Here is a 17,029-nt window from a genome sequence, read left to right as displayed (position 1 = left end):
TTTCTGGGGTTTTTGGGCGTAGCGCTCGTAGCGCTCAAAGAGCGGATTTTGCCGCTGTTGCCTGTTGATAGACATCGAGTAGCCCGGCGCTGTGCGTGCCGAAGGCCACCCGGCTGCTGCTGGACCCAACTGCCTTACTCATGGCTGCTATTTGCCTGGAATCCGCGGCGAGAGAAACCAACGTAGCAGTGAGCTGATGCGGCTGTGGGGAATCGGTCACGAGGAACCCTCCGGCTGGCAAACCTTCAGCCAGATCAGGATCACAAACCACCACCGGCAGCCCCGAAGAGACCGCTTCAAGGATCACCATGGGTTGGTTGTCAAAGTCATGGGACGTGGAAACAAAAACGTGGTGCTGTTTCATGGCCTCAAGGACGTCCTGTTGTGGGACGCCGCCGTGCATGGTGATCCGGTGGCCCACTCCGAGTCTGTGGATCAAGCGACGTGCCCGCTTGCCGGCAACGCCGTCGCCGTAAATGTTGGCAACCACAGACTCACCGGCCGCAGCGACTGCGCGGATAAAAACGTCGGGGCGCTTCTCTGGCGACACCCGTCCGCACCACATGACCCGGAGCGGCTCCTGCTCAGTCTTGCCGCGGAACTGTGGGGCGCCTACAAGGTCCAGAACAGAGTCTTCTAGCCCGTTGGAGACAACAGTCACCGGCGGCAGGACCCCTTGGTGGATGAGCTTGTTGGCGAAATGCTGTGAGGGCACAGTCACGGCGTCGGCAGCATTGGCTTGATTGACCATCAGGCGCCACATTCGCCGGGCCATGGCCGTGCTCATGTAAGGGGACCTCGGATCGGCGGGGGTGCTGGTGTGCGGCAGGTGACGTCTGTGCAGTCCGGCGAGCAGAGCTGTGGTCAGCTGAGGCAGTGGAAGCACTTTGGCCGTGTACACATCAATCCGGCCGTGCATACTTTGGACCAGAGGCAAGCCAAGATCCTGCGCAGCCCTGATCCCGGCGAGGGCCGCGAAAATCTCTGAGTGCACATGCACCACATCCACGTTTCGTGCAGCAAACTCCGCCTTGAGCAGCGCAATCGCATCCTTGGGTGGCCAAGTGAACGGGAATCCGTCGGGCCGGAAAACCTTTGAAATCGGAAGCGGAACTATTCCGACGTTGTTGTTGTCCTTGAGGAGTGGGCAAAAGATGGTGACTTGATGCCCCAACTTTTCCAGCGATTCCTTGGCCGCCTTGATGGCAGTTTGCACTCCGCCAAGCGTGGGGAGGTAGTAGTCGGTGACCATGGCGATGTGCATATTTCCACTATAGGGAATTGCGCGGTGGCGGCGGTGCGTCGGGGCCGCTTGGTGGCCGAAGTCCTACCATGGGTTCATGACGACTGACTTCCCAGCGCCCCCACCATCGGTTCTGATTACAGGGGCTACCGGGTTCCTCGGCGGGTACGTGGTCAGTGAATTTTTGGCTCACGGATACACCGTGGTGGCGCATGGGCGTAACCCAGAGGCCTTGCAGCGGCTGCAGGAATTGGGTGCCACCCCCGTCTCTGGAGACTTGGCTCAACTTGGGCGCTTAGAGCACCCCGTGGACTTGGTAGTGCACGCAGCCGCTTTGTCCAACCCGTGGGGAAAATGGGAAGACTTCGAAGAAAGCAATGTTGCCGGAACCGGCCACGTGATCGACTTCGTCGAACGAAATGGTGTGCCCCGGATCGTGTTTGTTTCCTCACCGAGCATCTATGCCGACAAAGGGGACAGACTGAACATCAAAGAGAGCCACCCGCCACGGCACAAACCTTTGAGCTCCTACATCCGCTCTAAGATCGTTGCCGAAGCTCTCTTGCTCGAGGCCCACAAGGCAGGGCGAGTTCCGGAACTGCTGACCATCAGACCGCGGGGGCTCATCGGTGCCGGTGACACCAGCGTGGCACCGCGGCTGCTGCAGGCCTATCGCAAGATCGGGGTTCCGCTCTTTCGTGGTGGCGAAAATTTGGTGGACCTGACGGCCGTGGAAAACGTGGCGCTGGCCCTGAGGCTGGCAGCCGCAGCACCCCACGCCAACGGTCAGGTCTACAACATCACCAACGGGCAGCCGCGCCCCTTTGCGGAGCTATTGGAAATCCTCTTCAAGGACCTCGGCCTGCCGCCGCGGTACCTCAAGGCCAACGCCACGGTCCTTTACGGGCTGGGAGCATTGCTGGAACGTCTCTGCCATGTGCTGCCGGGAAATCCAGAGCCGCCACTGAGCAGGTACATGATTACCACCATCGCCTATTCACAGACCCTGGACATTTCACGAGCTCGGACCGAGCTGGGTTATGAACCCACAGTAGACATTGAACAAGCGCTCGCAGCCTTTGCGGCCACGTATTCTGTTGACCATGCCTAAATTGACCATGCCTAAAGGGGAACTGCGTTACTACGCCTGCGGATACACCACGCATCAAATGAAAGCGCTGATGCATGGTCAGTCGCGTCAACGTCGGGTCTTTCCCGCCGGAGTTTTTCTGTACTGCCACCCAGACGGGCAAAAGGTTCTTTTTGACACCGGCTACGGACCAGCCACATGGCGTGCCGGCGGTGCCGGGTTCCTGTATAGCTTGTTACTACCGCCTAAGATCCGACCGGAACAGGGCATTGCCGCGCAGCTCCTAGCCGATGGGATCCCTGCGGAATCCATCGACTTTGTGGTGCTATCCCATCTGCACCCCGACCATCTTGGCGGTGTGCGCTACTTTCCCGAATCCACCTTTGTGCTCAGCATTGCCATGCTGGAAACGCTGGCCAAAGCGCACTTGAAGGAAGGTTTCCTGCCGCGGTTGCTGCCTGGCTGGTTTCCGACGGCCAAGAAACTGGTGGTGGATCCGGGCCAAGGAGAAGTGGACCTGCTTGGTGACGGTAGCTACCGGCTGGTGGACCTGCCAGGTCACGCCAAAGGACACATGGGTGCGTTGGTGGAAGAGCAGGCGTTGCTGGCCGGCGACGCCTCGTGGGGCGAGGACCTGATGGGTGAGGTTGAGAAAATCAAAGCATTGCCCCGCTCCATCAATCACCTCTGGAGCGACTACTCACAAACCATTACGCAACTGCAGCAATGGCAGAGACAAGGCGTCAAGCTCTATTTCAGCCACGACCACCAAGACCGCAAAGAATTGCTGAGCTAGGCCACACCCGCTCCCCATTCCGAGACCCTCGGCGGGGTGCCTTGGTCAAAGCGAGAGGCTCAGTGGATACTTGAAAAACTTATCGAAAGGGATGCCTGATGCCTCCAATCCGCAATTGTCGAATAGCCGGTTACGGCAGCTACCTGCCCGACAATGTGGTGAAGTTTGGCACGCAAACCAGATACCGAGTCTCAGACGACGAGAGTCAACTGGACATGCTCACGACCGCCGCCAAACAGGCGCTGGACCGGGCCGGGATCAAAGCTGAAGAGTTGCAGTGCATCATCGGTGCCAGTGCCGCCGGCGTCCAGCCGATCCCGTGTACTGCGGCATTGGTGCTGGAACAGATTGCCCCGTTTGGTGTGGCTGCGGCGTTCGATGTGAATTCCACCTGCACCTCCATGATCACGGCACTGGACATTGCTTCTCGCTACATTGCCGACGGCACCTACGAATCCGTGCTCATCACTGCCGGGGATGTTGGGTCACGTTTCCTCAACCCGGAGCAGCAGGAAAGTTTCTCCCTCTTTTCCGATGCTGCCGTGGCATTTGTCCTGACAACCACCTCCGATCCAGTGCAGGGCGTGGTGGCCAGCAAGCAGCGTACCTGGGCAGCCTACGCTCACGACACCGAGATTCGTGGCGGGCTGAGCCGTTCCCCCGCACAAAAGTACGCCGCGGCAGACCCTGCCGACTACTTGTTTGATATGAACGGCAGATCTGCGCTGCGCAATATGATGACCGTCCTGCCGGAATTCCTTGGTGACTTCCTCACAGACACGCAACTGAGCTTGGAAGATATGTCGCTGGTCATCCCGCACCAAGCCAGCCCCGCCATCACGGTAGCTCTGCGCCGCATTGGCATTCCGCGGGAACAGTACATCGACTGGGTTGCGGACGTTGGGAATATGGTTTCAGCGTCAGTGGGTTATGTGCTGGTCAAGATGTTGGAACAGGAGCGGCTGCGTCAAGGCGATACGGTGCTGCTGTTCGGCACAGCTGCCGGGCTGACAGCCAACGCCTTGGTCCTGCGGCTCTAGAGCCTCTGGCAGCTTCGCCTAATTCCAGCGGGTTTCGCTTAAAGTACGACGGCGGGAGGTCACCTTTATCAAAAAGGTGACCTCCCCGTTCGCTGCCTCCCACTGCTCGCAAGCTCGCAGCGGGTCCCTCGGCAGCTCTCTTACCCCGCGAGGGTGAAGGTTAGCGTGAACGCTGGCGCAGGCGGTTGACGTCCAAGATGACCACTGCACGGGCTTCTAGGCGGAGCCAGCCACGCTGGACGAACTCGGCCAAAGCCTTGTTGACGGTTTCGCGTGAAGCGCCCACCAGCTGGGCCAGTTCTTCCTGCGTGAGCTCGTGAGCTACGAGAATACCGTCGGTGGCGGGGCGGCCAAAGCGGTCCGCCAGGTCAAGGATGGCCTTGGCCACGCGGCCGGGGACATCCGAGAAGACCAGATCGGAGAGGTTGTCGTTGGTGCGGCGCAGGCGACGAGCCAAGGCCTGCAGCAGCTGCATGGACACCTCGGGACGGTTGCGCAGCAAGGCGTTGAGCGATTCGTTCTTCAGGCCGGCCAGGCGAGTCTCAGAGACTGCGGTGGCCGTGGTGCTACGGGGAGCCGGATCAAAGAGGGCCATTTCTCCGAAGAGTTCGCCCGGACCGAGGATGGCAACGAGTGACTCGCGGCCGTCGGCAGAGGTGCGTCCCAACTTCACCTTGCCGGAAACGATGAAGTAGAGCTGGTCGCCCTGATCGCCTTCGCGGAATACCGAAGCTCCGCGAGAAAGATCAACCTCTGCCAGTTCGTCGGTTAAAAGGCGGAACGCCTCGTCGTCGAGCGTGGCAAAAAGTGGTGCCCGGCGCAATACCTCGATGTCCATGAAATCTCCTAATGTTAAGTAGCGCAAAAAAGTTATGACCTGTTATTGATTCTTTCAGATGTTTTCCCATTTTGTGACCAATTTGGCATTGGTGGCGTTCATTGTCAGCATATTGGCAGGCTCTAGAGGCAAAAAGCCCAGCAGAATCACTGTTTTCGACGGTAATATGTGCCTTTGGGCATGTCAGATGTCCGGAACCGACCTTCCGCATCCGCGCCGCCCTCTTGCAGTGCTGGTGCTGGACGGACCGGCAATGATGAGGAGCGCACAACACAGTGTTTGGTTTTTCCTGGCTTGATGCGTTATTGATCTTATGGCTGCTGTGGCAGCTGATCTATGGGCTCAAAGCTGGACTAGTCGCGAGTCTGGGCGGCCTTGCCGGTTTTATTGCCGGAGCGTTTGGCGCATTCTTTGCGGCCCCTTTTATTAGCCAATATGCACCGAGTCCCGGCTGGCGCACGGCCATGGTTATTGGGGCCACCATTGTGTTGATTGCGTTGGGGCACGCCCTGGGCATGAAGATCGGCAAGGCCATTGGTCGCGGCGTGAGATCTGAATCCATCCGTGCCGTGAACCGTCTTCTGGGCGGAGCGTTGAACGTGGTGGTCGGTGCGCTGGTCATTTCCATCCTCGCCTTTGGCGTGGGGAACTTGGGCATCCCGCTGGTTTCTGCGCAGTTGGGTAAGTCGCAGGTCATTTCCCGCATTGAGTTGTGGACACCGAATCCGGTCAAGTCAGCCGTGGCCCAGGTACGCTCCTTAGTGCTGGAAGAAGGCATCCCCGCACTGCTCAACCCCACAGGGCCCAACGTGGAGGTGGCCGCACCGAACGCCGACACGAACACCTCAGCGTGGAACGCTGCGGCTCAATCCGTCATGAAGATTTCCGGCACCGCCTTCCAATGCGGCCAAAACCAGACCGGCACAGGCTTTGTGGTCTCGCCCGGACGCGTGGTCACCAATGCCCACGTCGTGGCCGGCGTGACGATGCCCATGGTGCAGACCCAGACCCAGGGCGCCTTGCCCGCCCGAGTGGTGTACTTCGACCCCATCGCAGACCTGGCCGTGCTCGCCGTCGACTCCCTCGACGCAGCGCCCCTGCCCTCGGCTGGCACACTGCCTGGCAATACGGATGCGGCATTTGCCGGTTATCCGCTGGGTGGGCCCTTGCAGATCCGTCCGGCAACGGTCCTGTCCTCGGGACCCATGCTGGTTCCGGACATTACCGGTGGTGAGAAATCCGCTCTTGATGTGTACCAGCTGGCTGGAAATGTTCAGTCGGGCAACTCCGGTGGGCCGCTCCTGGACCAGGATGGCCAGGTGGTGGGAGTGGTTTTCGCCAAGGCCACCTCCACCGACAACATTGGCTTCGCGCTGACCATGGAAGAGGCCGGGCCCGTGATCGCCGCCGCGCCCACTCTCAGCAACGCCGTGGGGGCAGGTTCCTGCAAGGTTGGCTAACGACCTGTCATTGAGTTCCAGGGTTGCTGGTTTCTAGGCGAGTGTCTTCGCGAAGTAGCTCACGGCCAACTCGTAGCCGTGCACGCCGGCGCCCACAATGACTGCGTTGCACACGGCCGACAAGTAGGAATGGTGCCGGAATTCCTCACGCTTGTGAACATTGGAAATGTGCACCTCCACCGTGGGAAGTTCGACGCCGGCAATCGCGTCCCGCAGCGCCACCGAGGTGTGCGTGTACGCGCCTGCGTTGATGATGATGCCCACCGCCGTGCCGCGCGCCGCATGGATCGCATCCAACAAAGCGCCCTCGTGGTTGGACTGCAGGCAGGTAGTGCTGAACCCCGCGGCCTTGGCCGCCGCCGTGGTGAGCTGTTCGACGTCGGCCAGGGTACTTGCGCCGTAAATCTCTGGCTCGCGGGTCCCCAACAGGTTCAGATTGGGGCCGTTGAGGATCAGCAAGGTGCCGCGGTCCGCAGCGTGGGAGGAAGTCATAGGTTAATAATGCCCTTAAATGATGCTGTCCGGGTCTCGATGGGCTCGACCACCGTTGGTCGAGCCCATCGAGACCCGGGCGTAGCTTCTGAGGGTTACGCCTTGAGGGACTCGGCAATCTGGTTCATGACAGTGTTGTCAGCCAGTGTCGAGGCATCGCCCACGGCGCGGCCCTCGGCCACATCCTTGAGCAGGCGGCGCATGATCTTGCCGGAACGGGTCTTGGGCAGCTCCGGCACCACCAAGATGGTCTTGGGCTTGGCGATGGGACCAATTTCCTTGCCAACGTGGTTGCGCAGCGTGGTGACGATATCGGCATCTTCCACGGCGGAACCGCGTAGGATCACGAACGCCACTACGGCCTGGCCCGTGGTTTCATCTGCAGCGCCAACCACGGCGGCCTCGGCAACCGAGGGGTGGCTGACCAACGCGGATTCAATTTCCGTGGTGGAGAGGCGGTGGCCGGAAACGTTCATGACGTCATCAACGCGTCCCAGCAACCAGATATCGCCGTCGTCATCCCACTTGGCGCCGTCGCCGGCGAAGTACATGTCATCAAAGCGGGACCAGTAGGTGTCCTTGTAGCGTTCGTTATCGCCCCAGATGCCACGCAGCATGGCAGGCCACGGCTCCCGGATGACCAGGTAGCCGCCATGGCCGTGCGGCACCGAGGCGCCGAGTTCGTCCACCACATCTACGGCGATACCGGGCATAGGAACCTGAGCCGAGCCGGGTTTGGTGTTGGTGACACCGGGCAGCGGTGCCACCATGATCGCACCGGTTTCGGTCTGCCACCATGTGTCGACGATGGGTGCATTGTTCCCGCCAATGACGCGGCGATACCACATCCATGCCTCGGGGTTGATAGGTTCGCCCACCGAGCCGAGCAAACGAATCGAGGAGAGGTCGTACTTGTTGGGGATTTCCTCGCCCCACTTCATAAACGTACGGATCGCTGTGGGGGCCGTGTACAGGATCGAGACCTTGTACTTCTCAACGATCTCCCAGAAGCGGCCCTGGTGGGGGGAATCCGGGGTGCCCTCGTACATGACCTGAGTGGCACCATTGATGAGCGGCGCATAGGTGACGTAGGAATGGCCGGTGACCCATCCGACGTCGGCCGTGCACCAGAAAACATCCGTTTCCGGGTGCAGGTCAAACACGGCGCGGTGCGTGTACGCGGTCTGGGTGAGGTAGCCGCCGGTGGTGTGCAAAATGCCCTTGGGCTTGCCCGTGGTGCCGGAGGTGTAGAGGATAAACAGCGGGTGCTCGGCGGCGTGGCCCACGGCGGTGTGCTCGGTGGAGGCGGTGCCCACGGTGTCGTCCCACCAGACGTCGCGGCCCTCGACCCAGTTGACATCCTGGCTATTACGCTTCACGACCACCACGTGCTGGACCGTGTGCCCGGGCGCGGTGAGAGCTTCGTCAACGGCCGGCTTGAGGGAGCTGGGCTTGCCGCGGCGGTAGGTGCCGTCAGCGGTGATGACCAGCTTGGCTTCGGCGTCGTCAATGCGGCTGCGCAGGGCGTCTGCGGAGAACCCGCCGAAAACTACTGAGTGGATGGCGCCGATGCGGGCGCAGGCCAGCAGCGTGATGACGGCTTCGGGAATCATGGGCAGGTAGACCGCGACGCGATCGCCCTTGACCAGACCCAGGTTTTCAAAGGCGTTGGCGGCCTTCTTGACCTCTTCGGTCAGTTGCGCGTATGTGTAGGTGCGGGTGTCGCCGGGCTCGCCCTCAAAGTAAATGGCAACCCGGTCGCCGTTGCCAGCCTCGACGTGGCGATCCAGCGCGTTGTAGGCGGCATTGATTTCGCCGTCTTCGAACCAGGTAGCGAAGGGAGGGTTGGTCCAGTCCAGGGTCTTGGTGAAGGGCTTGGACCAGGTCAGGAGCTCGCGGGCCTGCTCGCCCCAGAAGGCCGGGCGGTCACTTTCGGCTTTGGCATACTCGTCGCCGTGAACAATCGCGTTAGCGGCAAATTCCACACTCGGCGCGAAGTGGCGGCTTTCCGTGAGCAGGTTTTCCAGTGCGTCTCCGGACTGGTCGCTTGCTGCGGTTGTGACCTCAGACATCTAATATCCCTTCATTCCTGCTTAGCTAATAACCTGCAAAAATCCATTCAGCGGCGATGTTCAGGCGGCATGAGGCCGCCTCCCCGTTGAGGAAGCAAATTTCCGGTGGCTGGTTGCTAAGGACAACGTTTCTTTCCTTCTTTAACTGTATCGCGTCTCACAGCTCGGGGTGTTCGCCGTCACAGTCGAATGGGGTCAACGGGGTGGTTTCTGCGCTCAACAGCATATTGTCGGTCTCAGACGATGGGTAGTTCTCCCCATTTCTGCCCTATTTCACCCGAATTTGGCGTATTTGCACCGTATTTGAGCTGTGGCTCGCTAGTGTTGCCCCGGCCCGTTAACTAGGCTGGGAGCAAACGTGACATTTGAGGAGCAAGACCATGAATGAACAAAGTAGTCCTTCAGCGGGAACGGCAGCGGGAACTGGAGCAGCTCCGGCGGCAGGAACCGCGGCGACAGGATCCACCAAAACTGCTAGCAAGGGTGCAACGGCAGCTAAAGCTGCTGTGGGACCTTTGACCCTTCGGGACCTGATAGTTCTGGGTTCGGTAGCGATCATCTTTGTGGCATCCGTGGTGCCGATCGTCAAAACCATTGTGGGGAACGCGAACCTGTGGACGACCGCCGGGCTGTTTTTCATTGGCATCGGGGTGATCTTGCCCCTGATTGTGGGTGGCCTGTTCTTGGCCCGCCGTATGAACCCGGCCGCTAAGGTCCGGATCGGCTCACTCTCCGTTGACCAGTTCTCCTCAGTAGTGGCCTCCTTCGCAACCTTTTTCTTCTTCTCGGCAACGGTGACCAACTTCAGCATCGCCTACCTGATTGGCCTGATCGGCTCCCTGTTCCTGCTGGTGTCCACAGTCTGTGCTCAGTGGATCCCCGTTTTTGCTGCAGACTTCAGCGGCCGCACTGACGTTCCCGCCCATGTTGCCGCGCGCGACGCAGTTCCTGCCGTCAAGCGTCCGGCTGCACCTAAGCCTGTGGTCACCCAGTCAGGTGCCGGCCAGCAAGGCCCGGGCCAGCAGTTTGGTCAGCAGCAGTTTGGCCAGGGTGCCCCCTCTCAGGGTGGGCCCACCCAGTACGTTCCCGGTCAGCAGGGCGCTGGTGCTCAGCAGAGTGCTCAGCAGGGTGGCTGGAACGCGGCTCCGGCGGCTACTCACACCTCAGCCGGCCAGATCTTCACACCCGCCAAGGAAAACTCAGCTGGTGCTGGTGCTGGTGCTGCCGTTGCAGGCGCCGTAGCCGCAGCAAACCCGGCCGCTTCCGCTGCCGCAACATCGGGTGCCGCGACCTCGGCTGCAGCAACCTCCGGACACAGCTCCACACAGAACCCCGCAACAGATCGTAGCGCTCCGGCAGCCAACACCGCCGCGCAGACCTCGGTGGACGCGCCAGCACTTGCCCACGGTGAGAACGGGCCGTCTAAGGACGCCGCCGCAACCACCTTGAACCCGCAGGTGCCCGAAGCTGCCAAGCCTGAAGCGGCTAAGCCCGAAACTGCTGTTGAGAGCCCCGTTGCACCGGCAGCTGCGCGCGAAAGCATCACAGCTACCGTCAACCCGGTTACGAAGCCGGTTGTTGCCGAACCTTTCTGGTTTGCCGTCGACCGCCCGCAGAACGTGATTGATGAAAAGACGCGCCAATTCGCGTTCAAGCTGGCTCCCGGCGCATGGATTCTGGCCTTGGAAGACCGTGGTAACAGCTTTTTGGTGCAGGACAGCCACGGCAAGACCGGCTTGTTGCTCGACCTTGTCGGTATCGAGCGGGCTTCCGACAGCCAGTAGCTCGCAACCATGGCGGCTCAGGAAACGGCGCTCGGACTCAAACGGCGGGCCCGCAAAATCAACCGGGAGCTGGCGGAGCTGTACCCGTACGCTCATGCGGAGCTTGATTTTCGCAATCCGTTTGAGTTACTGGTGGCCACTGTGCTTTCGGCGCAGACCACTGACATTCGTGTCAATGCCGTAACCCCTGAGCTCTTCGCCCGCTTCCCGACCCCTTTGGTGATGGCTCAGGCGCTCAGCGTGGAGCTAGAGGAGCTGATCAGGCCCACCGGTTTCTTCCGGGCCAAGGCAGCAAATCTTTTGGCCTTGGCCACGCGCATCGTCGATGAGTACGACGGCGTGATCCCCGGCTCCCTTGAAGCACTCGTTACGCTCCCGGGAGTCGGGCGAAAAACTGCGAATGTTGTGCTGGGCAATGCGTTTGGTGTTCCCGGAATCACGGTGGACACGCACTTCATTCGTTTGGCGCGCAGATTCGGCTGGACCGAGTCCACTGACCCCGTCCGGATTGAATCCGATGTGGCTGCATTGTTTGAGCGCAAGGACTGGACGATGCTGTCCCATCGGGTGGTTTTTCACGGACGGCGCATCTGTCACGCGCGTAAACCCGCATGTGGGGCCTGCCCCATCGCCCACCTGTGCCCGGCCTACGGGGACGGGGAAGTGGACCCTGTGAAGGCTGCAAAACTGCTCAAATACGAACTGGCTCCGGGACAAGAAGAATTGCTGGCCCGCATGATGGCTAATGTGGAAAAGGCCGCTCAGTACCGGCAAGAGTCGCAACTGGCGGCGCGGAGCAAAAGTGTCGCCGTGGGCGCGGCCCAGAACGAGCAGAACCAGCAGTGAGTGCCCACGCAGACTTGGCTACGCTGGCAGGAAAAGCTGCTGCCACGGCAGCCCTGCCGGAAGTCGAGAAGCTGGGTAGAGCCTCCCTGTGGAACACGCCCATAGACGCCGCCGGAACCCGTCCTGCCGCAGTGCTGCTGCTCTTTGGTGCCTTGGACGATGTTCTGGCCGCCTCAGAAAATCCCTTGGTCTCGGCAGATCTTGACGTACTGCTGGTGGAACGCGCAGCTACCTTGAATGATCACCCGGGCCAGGTGGCGTTCCCCGGCGGGGGAGTGGACCCGGAGGATGCATCTGTCACGGCGGCCGCCTTGCGCGAGGCCGAGGAAGAAACCGGTCTTGATCCCTCGGGTGTTGAAGTTTTGGGAGTGCTTCCCGAGGTCCACTTATCTGTCAGTAACTTCATGGTGACGCCCGTGGTGGGCTGGTGGGCGCGGCAAACGCCAGTTGATGTTGTTGACTACGGCGAATCAGCTCAGGTATTCCGGGTACCGGTTCGCGACCTGCTGGATCCGGTCAATCGCTTCACCGCAGTACTGGAACGTCAGGGATTCACGTACCGTGGACCGGCCTTCATGGTCAACGGTGTGGTGGTGTGGGGCTTCACAGCCGGCATCCTGAACTATGTATTCCACGAGCTTGGCTGGTCCGTTCCATGGGACGAAAAACGAGAGCTACCGGCGCCGATCTGACCGCCACAGTTGACCCAAAAAAGCTCGCTATTTCGCGTCAGCGTAGCACTGGACCACACTGACATTCACCGGAAATGACAGTGGTATCGGGCCAAAGAGCAGGTCTGTCGCGGCCTGTGAGGAGTCATGGAGAATTGTTCTGACGTCCTCCACCAAATCCACGGGGCAGTGCACAACCACTTCGTCGTGCAGGAACGCCACCAACTGCGGGCCGCCTGAAACTAGGGTGCCCCCAGCGGCAGCTGAGCTAGCTGCGAGAGTGTGGAGCCGGCGTCGTAAATCAGCCAACCAGCAACAAGCCCACTCTGCGGCGGTCCCTTGCACCACAAAGTTGCGCGTGAACCGACCGCGAGAACGGGCTGCGGACTCGGCACGGCGCTGTTCCTGGGCCGAGGTGCTTTGTTGGCCTGCCTGCCAATCGACGGAGGTGGGCGGGGTGCTGCGACCCAGATGAGTGGTGACCGTCTCGCCGCGCTCACCGGCCCGGGCAGCCTGCTCCACATAATCAAGTGCACGCGGATACATCCGCGCCAGCTGGGGGACCAGTCGCCCGGATTCGCCCGTAGTGGCACCGTAGATGGCGCCCAGCAAAGCAATCTTGGCCATGCTGCGATCGCCGCCAAAACCTTGGGCAGCGATGCCCGCGTAGAGGTCCTTATTGTGTCCTGCCGAGTCCTGCCCGGCAGCAGCCATGGCACTGTCTTGGGACAGGGCCGCCAACACGCGGGGTTCTAATTGGGCCGCGTCCGCAACGAGGAAGGTGTAGCCAGGATCGGCCACGGCGGCGCCCCTGATCTGTCCTGGGATCTGCATGGCGCCACCCCCTCGTGAGGCCCAACGTCCGGAGACCACACCGCCCACCACATATTCGGAATGGAAGCGGCCGTCGTGAACCCACTGTTGCAGCCAGTTCCAGCCGTTGGTGGTGAAAAGCCGGCTGAGCTTCCGGTAGGCGAGCAGGGGTTCAATAGCGGGGTGCTTAAATTCTTGCAGTTCCCAGCTTCGGGTCGATTTGGCTTCGATCCCGGCCCGATGCAGGGCACGCATCAGATCTTGCGGTGAGTCGGGATTCAAAGACGGGGCGTTCAGGGTGGTCCGCAGGACTCCGGCCAAAGCTTCCAGCTTGTCGGGGCGAGCGTAGCCAACGGGTTCCGGGCCGAGTACCTCATGAAGCAGCCTCCTGTGTAGATCTTCTCGCCAAGGGATACCTTCATGATGCATCTCCGCCGCCACCAGCGCACCTGCTGATTCTGCACTGAGCAAGAGTGTGAGTCTGGCGGGGTGTGTGGAGGAATGAATGGCAGATTTTTGGGCGCCAAGTTCCTTCGCAACGGCTGCCAAGTCCCAGTTCCTGCTCCCCGTCCCGGCTGCAGGGGCATCAAACAAGCTGTCCTGGCCAGCGGCATTACCTGCCACGAAAGCGCTTTGCCTCGGAGCTTCATTTTCAGGAGGGACGGCAGTGGCCTGCTGGGAATAGCTGGTGGTCGCAGTAAATTCCGAGTGCAGCAGGATGTTTTGGCACAGGGCCAGATCGTGGCACCGTTCCAGACGCACATTGGCAGCAAGGAGCTCTGGGTACCAATGGGTAGCCCGGTCCCACACCCAGCGCGGATGGTGGGCCTGCTCCATTGCGTGCACAGCGGCGGCCAAGTCGGTGCGTGTGAGCGTTTGGACGGGTCCGGCGGCTGTGCCGTCGTCGTGCCTGAGCTGGAGCACAACGGCAGAATCGTGGGGACTCACAGCCAGCAATGCGTACATAGCTTCTATTCTCCACTGGCTGGGGTGTTAATTCCTCCACAGGCTGCCTTGCTCGGAGCGTCGTCCACTTTTACCGGGGCGGGTCTTTATCCGATAACCCAGTGAGCGGAGAGTGTGCCTATGAGACGACGTCAAGGGCCGGCAGCCAGCCATGTTTTTGACCCGGTGCAGAAGCCGTGGCTACCGCGCCGGGACACCACCGTGTTGCTGCTATCTAGTTCCTCGCACTTGCAAGGCGAGGTGGGACGCGTTGCTGCCGCGGCCGCCGTCGAACTGGTCATTGGAGAGGACCTAGAACATGACGCCGGCGCACAGGGGGACATTGCGGCGGTGCTGGTTGATGCGGCGCCAGGTGCCGCAACGGCGGGGTGGAGCGGGCCCGTGATTGTGGTGGGATTTGCTGCCGATGCTGCCCGAATGTGGTTGCAGGCGGCACGTTTGGAGGCCGACCGGGTGGCTGTTTTACCGGACTCGGCCCATTGGCTAGCCGACTATCTGGCCTGCCTGCAAAACCCGGCCTCACGTGCGGGGGTTTTGGGTGTTGTGGGCGGGTGTGGTGGATCCGGCGCCTCAACGTTGTCCTTGTTGGTGGCGGCGGAGGCTGCTGCGAGGGGGACGCGGACCTTGCTGGTGGATGGGGACCGGTGGGGCGGCGGACTAGGGACCATGCTGACAGCGCAGGGTGTGCCCGGCTTGCACTGGCCGGAATTGCTTCAGGTGTCAGGATCCATCAACCCAGGTCAACTGGCGGCGGCCTTGCCCCAAGTGGGCCCTTTAGCACTGCTGTCGTGGGAACCGGGACGGGCAGCGGAGGGAGAAGACGGCGTCGGCGGACGGGGTGTGACGGCTGCTAGTCCAGGAGAGTCTCCTGGCGGGTTTCGTCCCAAACAGGCGGGGCAGTTTGAGCAGCCGGTGTACGAGCAATCCCACACGCACGACGCCGTCAAGGAAGTCATGCGTGCGGCCCAAGGCGCTTACGGTCTGGTGGTGGTGGATCTGGGCAGGACGCCGGAAGCCCTAGAAACTTTCGGCTCTCATTGCCATGGTGTGGTGATGGTTGTCCCGAGCCGGTTTCGTGCCGTGGCGGCAGCCCTGCAGCTGGGAGCGGCGCTGCCAACCTTGCCGGTAGCCGCCGTCGTTCGTGGCCCTGTGGCGGAGGGTAGCGATGCGGAAATGGTGGCAACGGCTGCGGGGCTGCCCCTGGTGGGGGAATTGCCCAAGCTGCGCGGTTTGGAACAGGCTTTTGCGGCTCAGCGCCTTCCGGAGCTACTGCGGAGAAGACGCGTGCGTTCGCTACTGGCCGGGGTCCTTGAATGGATGGCAGGGGACACCGTGGTGCCGCAGCGAATCCGATCCGGAGTCAGACCATGACGCCGCGGGGCGCCCGGGGAAAACATGCCCCACCCACGTGGGCTGGGCTTGGTTCCGCTGACGGGATCAAGGGGGCGGACGCCGGTGGACCGAGGTACACCGGATCGGAGCCGGTAGAGAATGCACTGCACAATGAAAGCTTGGTGGACGCCGAGCATTTGGACACCGAGCTGTTGGACACAGTCCGCCGGGCGGTGCTGGCGCAGGCTGGGCCGGTCACCGATCTTCAGGTGGCTAGCGCGGTGCGTGACAGCGGGCGGTTGCTGGGTGCGGCTGGGTCGTTGGTAGCCATGGACCGGATCACGGCGGAGCTCAATGGTCTGGGTCCGCTGCAAGGTCTCGCCGCTGATCTCGCCGTGACAGACATCTTTGTCAATGCCCCCGATTCCGTGTGGGTGGATCGTGGTGCTGGTCCGGAACGGGTGGCTGTGACGTTCAGTAACGAAGGGCAGCTGCGCGCACTGGCCGTGCGGCTCATAGCAAGCGGTGGTCGCCGGCTTGATGACAGTAGCCCCTGCGTCGATGTCAAAATTTCCGGAGGTTACCGCGTGCATGCTGTGCTGCCACCCATCTCGTCTGCGGGAACGTTGTTGTCTATTCGAACTCAGCAGAAGGACCCGTTGACCCTGACTCATATGGTGGCTTCGGGTGCGCTGTCTCAAGCGATGGCTGAGCTGTTGGTGAAGGTGATGGAGCGGCGCCTAAATTTTCTCATCAGCGGCGCCACGGGGGCTGGTAAAACCACGTTGTTGTCGGCTCTTTTGGGGATGTGCGATCCATCTGAGCGACTCGTTCTCATCGAAGATGCAGCAGAGTTGGAGCCGCCGCACCCGCATGTGGTCACGCTGGAAGCCCGCCATGAAAACTCTGAAGGTGCCGGTGCTGTGGACTTGGCAGAACTGGTGCGTCAAGCACTGCGAATGAACCCTGGGCGGCTCATTGTGGGGGAGTGCCGTGGGCGGGAAGTTCGGGAACTACTCATGGCATTGAACACGGGCCACAGCGGCGGTGGCGGAACCATCCACGCCAATGGTGCCCAGGATGTCCCGGCACGGCTCGCAGCTTTGGGTGCGCTCGCAGGCATGAGCCAGGAAGCTGTGTTCCTGCAGGGGGCCAGCGCTCTCGATGCTGTGATCCATATTGAACGCCAACACGCCCGCCGCGTGGTGTCTGAGATTGCCATGGTGGAATTGCGCCATGGCAGGCTGGAGGTGGTCCCTGCTGTTTCGCTGGTGGCGGCCATCCCTGGAGTTGTTCGTGAATCAGCCGCGGTTAGGCTGCTCCACGGACCAGCCTGGCCTGCTCTTGCTGACAGCTTGGGACTGGAAACCGGTGGCCAGCCAGAGGGATCTGGAGGACGGATCTCGTCTGAAGCATTGGCTGACTCTCTTGCTAATCCAAGGCTACGTCTAGCTCCCGAAGTGGGGGAAAGATGAGCGGCGCGGTGCTCCTCTTCGCGGTCTCCGCGGTGGCTGCCTGGCTGCTTTTAACTGGCATGACGGCTGTGCAGCACGCGCCTAGGCGCGGGCCCTTGCCGCCTCGTGGTG

At 61.3% G+C, this 17,029-nt stretch carries 14 protein-coding genes; 9 read left to right on the top strand and 5 right to left on the bottom strand.

The features are described 5' to 3' along the window. Positions 1 to 34: 34 nt before the first annotated feature. Positions 35 to 1,264 (bottom strand): glycosyltransferase, encoded by a 1,230-nt coding sequence (locus tag AB0O97_RS01670; protein WP_363879191.1) that lies wholly within the window; start codon positions 1,262 to 1,264, stop codon positions 35 to 37. Positions 1,265 to 1,340: 76 nt separating this feature from the next. Between AB0O97_RS01670 and AB0O97_RS01665 the strand changes: the two genes are divergently transcribed. The 3 genes from AB0O97_RS01665 to AB0O97_RS01655 all read left to right on the top strand — a co-directional run bounded on the left by AB0O97_RS01665 (position 1,341) and on the right by AB0O97_RS01655 (position 4,169). Further along, positions 1,341 to 2,354 (top strand): NAD-dependent epimerase/dehydratase family protein, encoded by a 1,014-nt coding sequence (locus AB0O97_RS01665; protein ID WP_363879188.1) that lies wholly within the window; start codon positions 1,341 to 1,343, stop codon positions 2,352 to 2,354. Next, the gene (locus AB0O97_RS01660) at positions 2,347 to 3,129 is read left to right on the top strand and encodes an MBL fold metallo-hydrolase (RefSeq protein ID WP_363842140.1); all 783 of its coding nucleotides are present in this window, start codon (positions 2,347 to 2,349) and stop codon (positions 3,127 to 3,129) included. The genes AB0O97_RS01665 and AB0O97_RS01660 overlap by 8 nt, the downstream gene beginning before the upstream one ends. Before the next feature lie 98 nt (positions 3,130 to 3,227). Continuing rightward, positions 3,228 to 4,169: a 3-oxoacyl-[acyl-carrier-protein] synthase III C-terminal domain-containing protein gene (locus AB0O97_RS01655; RefSeq protein WP_363842137.1), complete on the top strand. Its 942-nt coding sequence runs from the start codon at positions 3,228 to 3,230 to the stop codon at positions 4,167 to 4,169. A 160-nt stretch (positions 4,170 to 4,329) separates the two neighbouring features. Here AB0O97_RS01655 and AB0O97_RS01650 read toward each other — a convergent pair whose 3' ends face one another. Continuing rightward, complete coding sequence (locus AB0O97_RS01650) at positions 4,330 to 5,007, bottom strand: Crp/Fnr family transcriptional regulator (RefSeq protein ID WP_363842135.1); 678 nt, start codon at positions 5,005 to 5,007, stop codon at positions 4,330 to 4,332. A gap of 275 nt (positions 5,008 to 5,282) precedes the next feature. Between AB0O97_RS01650 and AB0O97_RS01645 the strand changes: the two genes are divergently transcribed. Next, the gene (locus tag AB0O97_RS01645; RefSeq protein ID WP_363879185.1) at positions 5,283 to 6,467 is read left to right on the top strand and encodes a MarP family serine protease; all 1,185 of its coding nucleotides are present in this window, start codon (positions 5,283 to 5,285) and stop codon (positions 6,465 to 6,467) included. Positions 6,468 to 6,500: 33 nt separating this feature from the next. On the opposite strand, the gene aroQ is transcribed toward AB0O97_RS01645, so the two are convergent. Both aroQ and acs read right to left on the bottom strand, forming a co-directional pair. Continuing rightward, positions 6,501 to 6,959, bottom strand: a complete 459-nt coding sequence (gene aroQ, locus AB0O97_RS01640) for a type II 3-dehydroquinate dehydratase (protein ID WP_363879182.1) — start codon at positions 6,957 to 6,959, stop codon at positions 6,501 to 6,503. Between the two features lie 95 nt (positions 6,960 to 7,054). Continuing rightward, on the bottom strand, positions 7,055 to 9,031 hold the full coding sequence (gene acs / locus AB0O97_RS01635; RefSeq protein ID WP_363879179.1) for an acetate--CoA ligase: 1,977 nt from the start codon (positions 9,029 to 9,031) through the stop codon (positions 7,055 to 7,057). A gap of 380 nt (positions 9,032 to 9,411) precedes the next feature. On the opposite strand from acs, the gene AB0O97_RS01630 reads away from it, so the two are divergent. Genes AB0O97_RS01630 through AB0O97_RS01620 form a run of 3 tightly spaced genes read left to right on the top strand, consistent with a single transcriptional unit; the run spans position 9,412 to position 12,353 of the window. Then, positions 9,412 to 10,815, top strand: coding sequence for a hypothetical protein (locus AB0O97_RS01630; protein WP_363879176.1), 1,404 nt, complete (start codon positions 9,412 to 9,414; stop codon positions 10,813 to 10,815). 9 nt (positions 10,816 to 10,824) lie between these two features. After that, positions 10,825 to 11,661 carry an endonuclease III gene (gene nth / locus AB0O97_RS01625; RefSeq protein ID WP_363879173.1) on the top strand — a complete coding sequence of 279 codons (837 nt, stop codon included), beginning with the start codon at positions 10,825 to 10,827 and terminating at the stop codon, positions 11,659 to 11,661. Next, the gene (locus tag AB0O97_RS01620) at positions 11,658 to 12,353 is read left to right on the top strand and encodes a CoA pyrophosphatase (RefSeq protein WP_363842117.1); all 696 of its coding nucleotides are present in this window, start codon (positions 11,658 to 11,660) and stop codon (positions 12,351 to 12,353) included. Before nth ends, AB0O97_RS01620 begins: the two co-directional genes overlap by 4 nt. 27 nt (positions 12,354 to 12,380) lie before the next feature. Here AB0O97_RS01620 and AB0O97_RS01615 read toward each other — a convergent pair whose 3' ends face one another. Then, positions 12,381 to 14,111, bottom strand: a complete 1,731-nt coding sequence (locus tag AB0O97_RS01615) for a bifunctional 3'-5' exonuclease/DNA polymerase (RefSeq protein WP_363879170.1) — start codon at positions 14,109 to 14,111, stop codon at positions 12,381 to 12,383. 120 nt (positions 14,112 to 14,231) lie between these two features. Here AB0O97_RS01615 and AB0O97_RS01610 point away from each other — a divergent pair, with 120 nt between their 5' ends. Beyond that, entirely contained in the window at positions 14,232 to 15,482 is a 1,251-nt protein-coding gene (locus AB0O97_RS01610; protein ID WP_363842111.1) for a hypothetical protein, read from the top strand. Next, a complete protein-coding gene (locus AB0O97_RS01605; protein ID WP_363879167.1) occupies positions 15,479 to 16,918 on the top strand; it encodes a TadA family conjugal transfer-associated ATPase in 1,440 nt (479 codons plus the stop codon). The genes AB0O97_RS01610 and AB0O97_RS01605 overlap by 4 nt, the downstream gene beginning before the upstream one ends. Positions 16,919 to 17,029: the final 111 nt, after the last annotated feature.

Origin of the sequence: Specibacter sp. NPDC078692 (assembly GCF_040686835.1) — a bacterium.
Taxonomy (GTDB): domain Bacteria; phylum Actinomycetota; class Actinomycetes; order Actinomycetales; family Micrococcaceae; genus Specibacter.
This window is presented reverse-complemented; position numbering and strand designations above follow the sequence as displayed.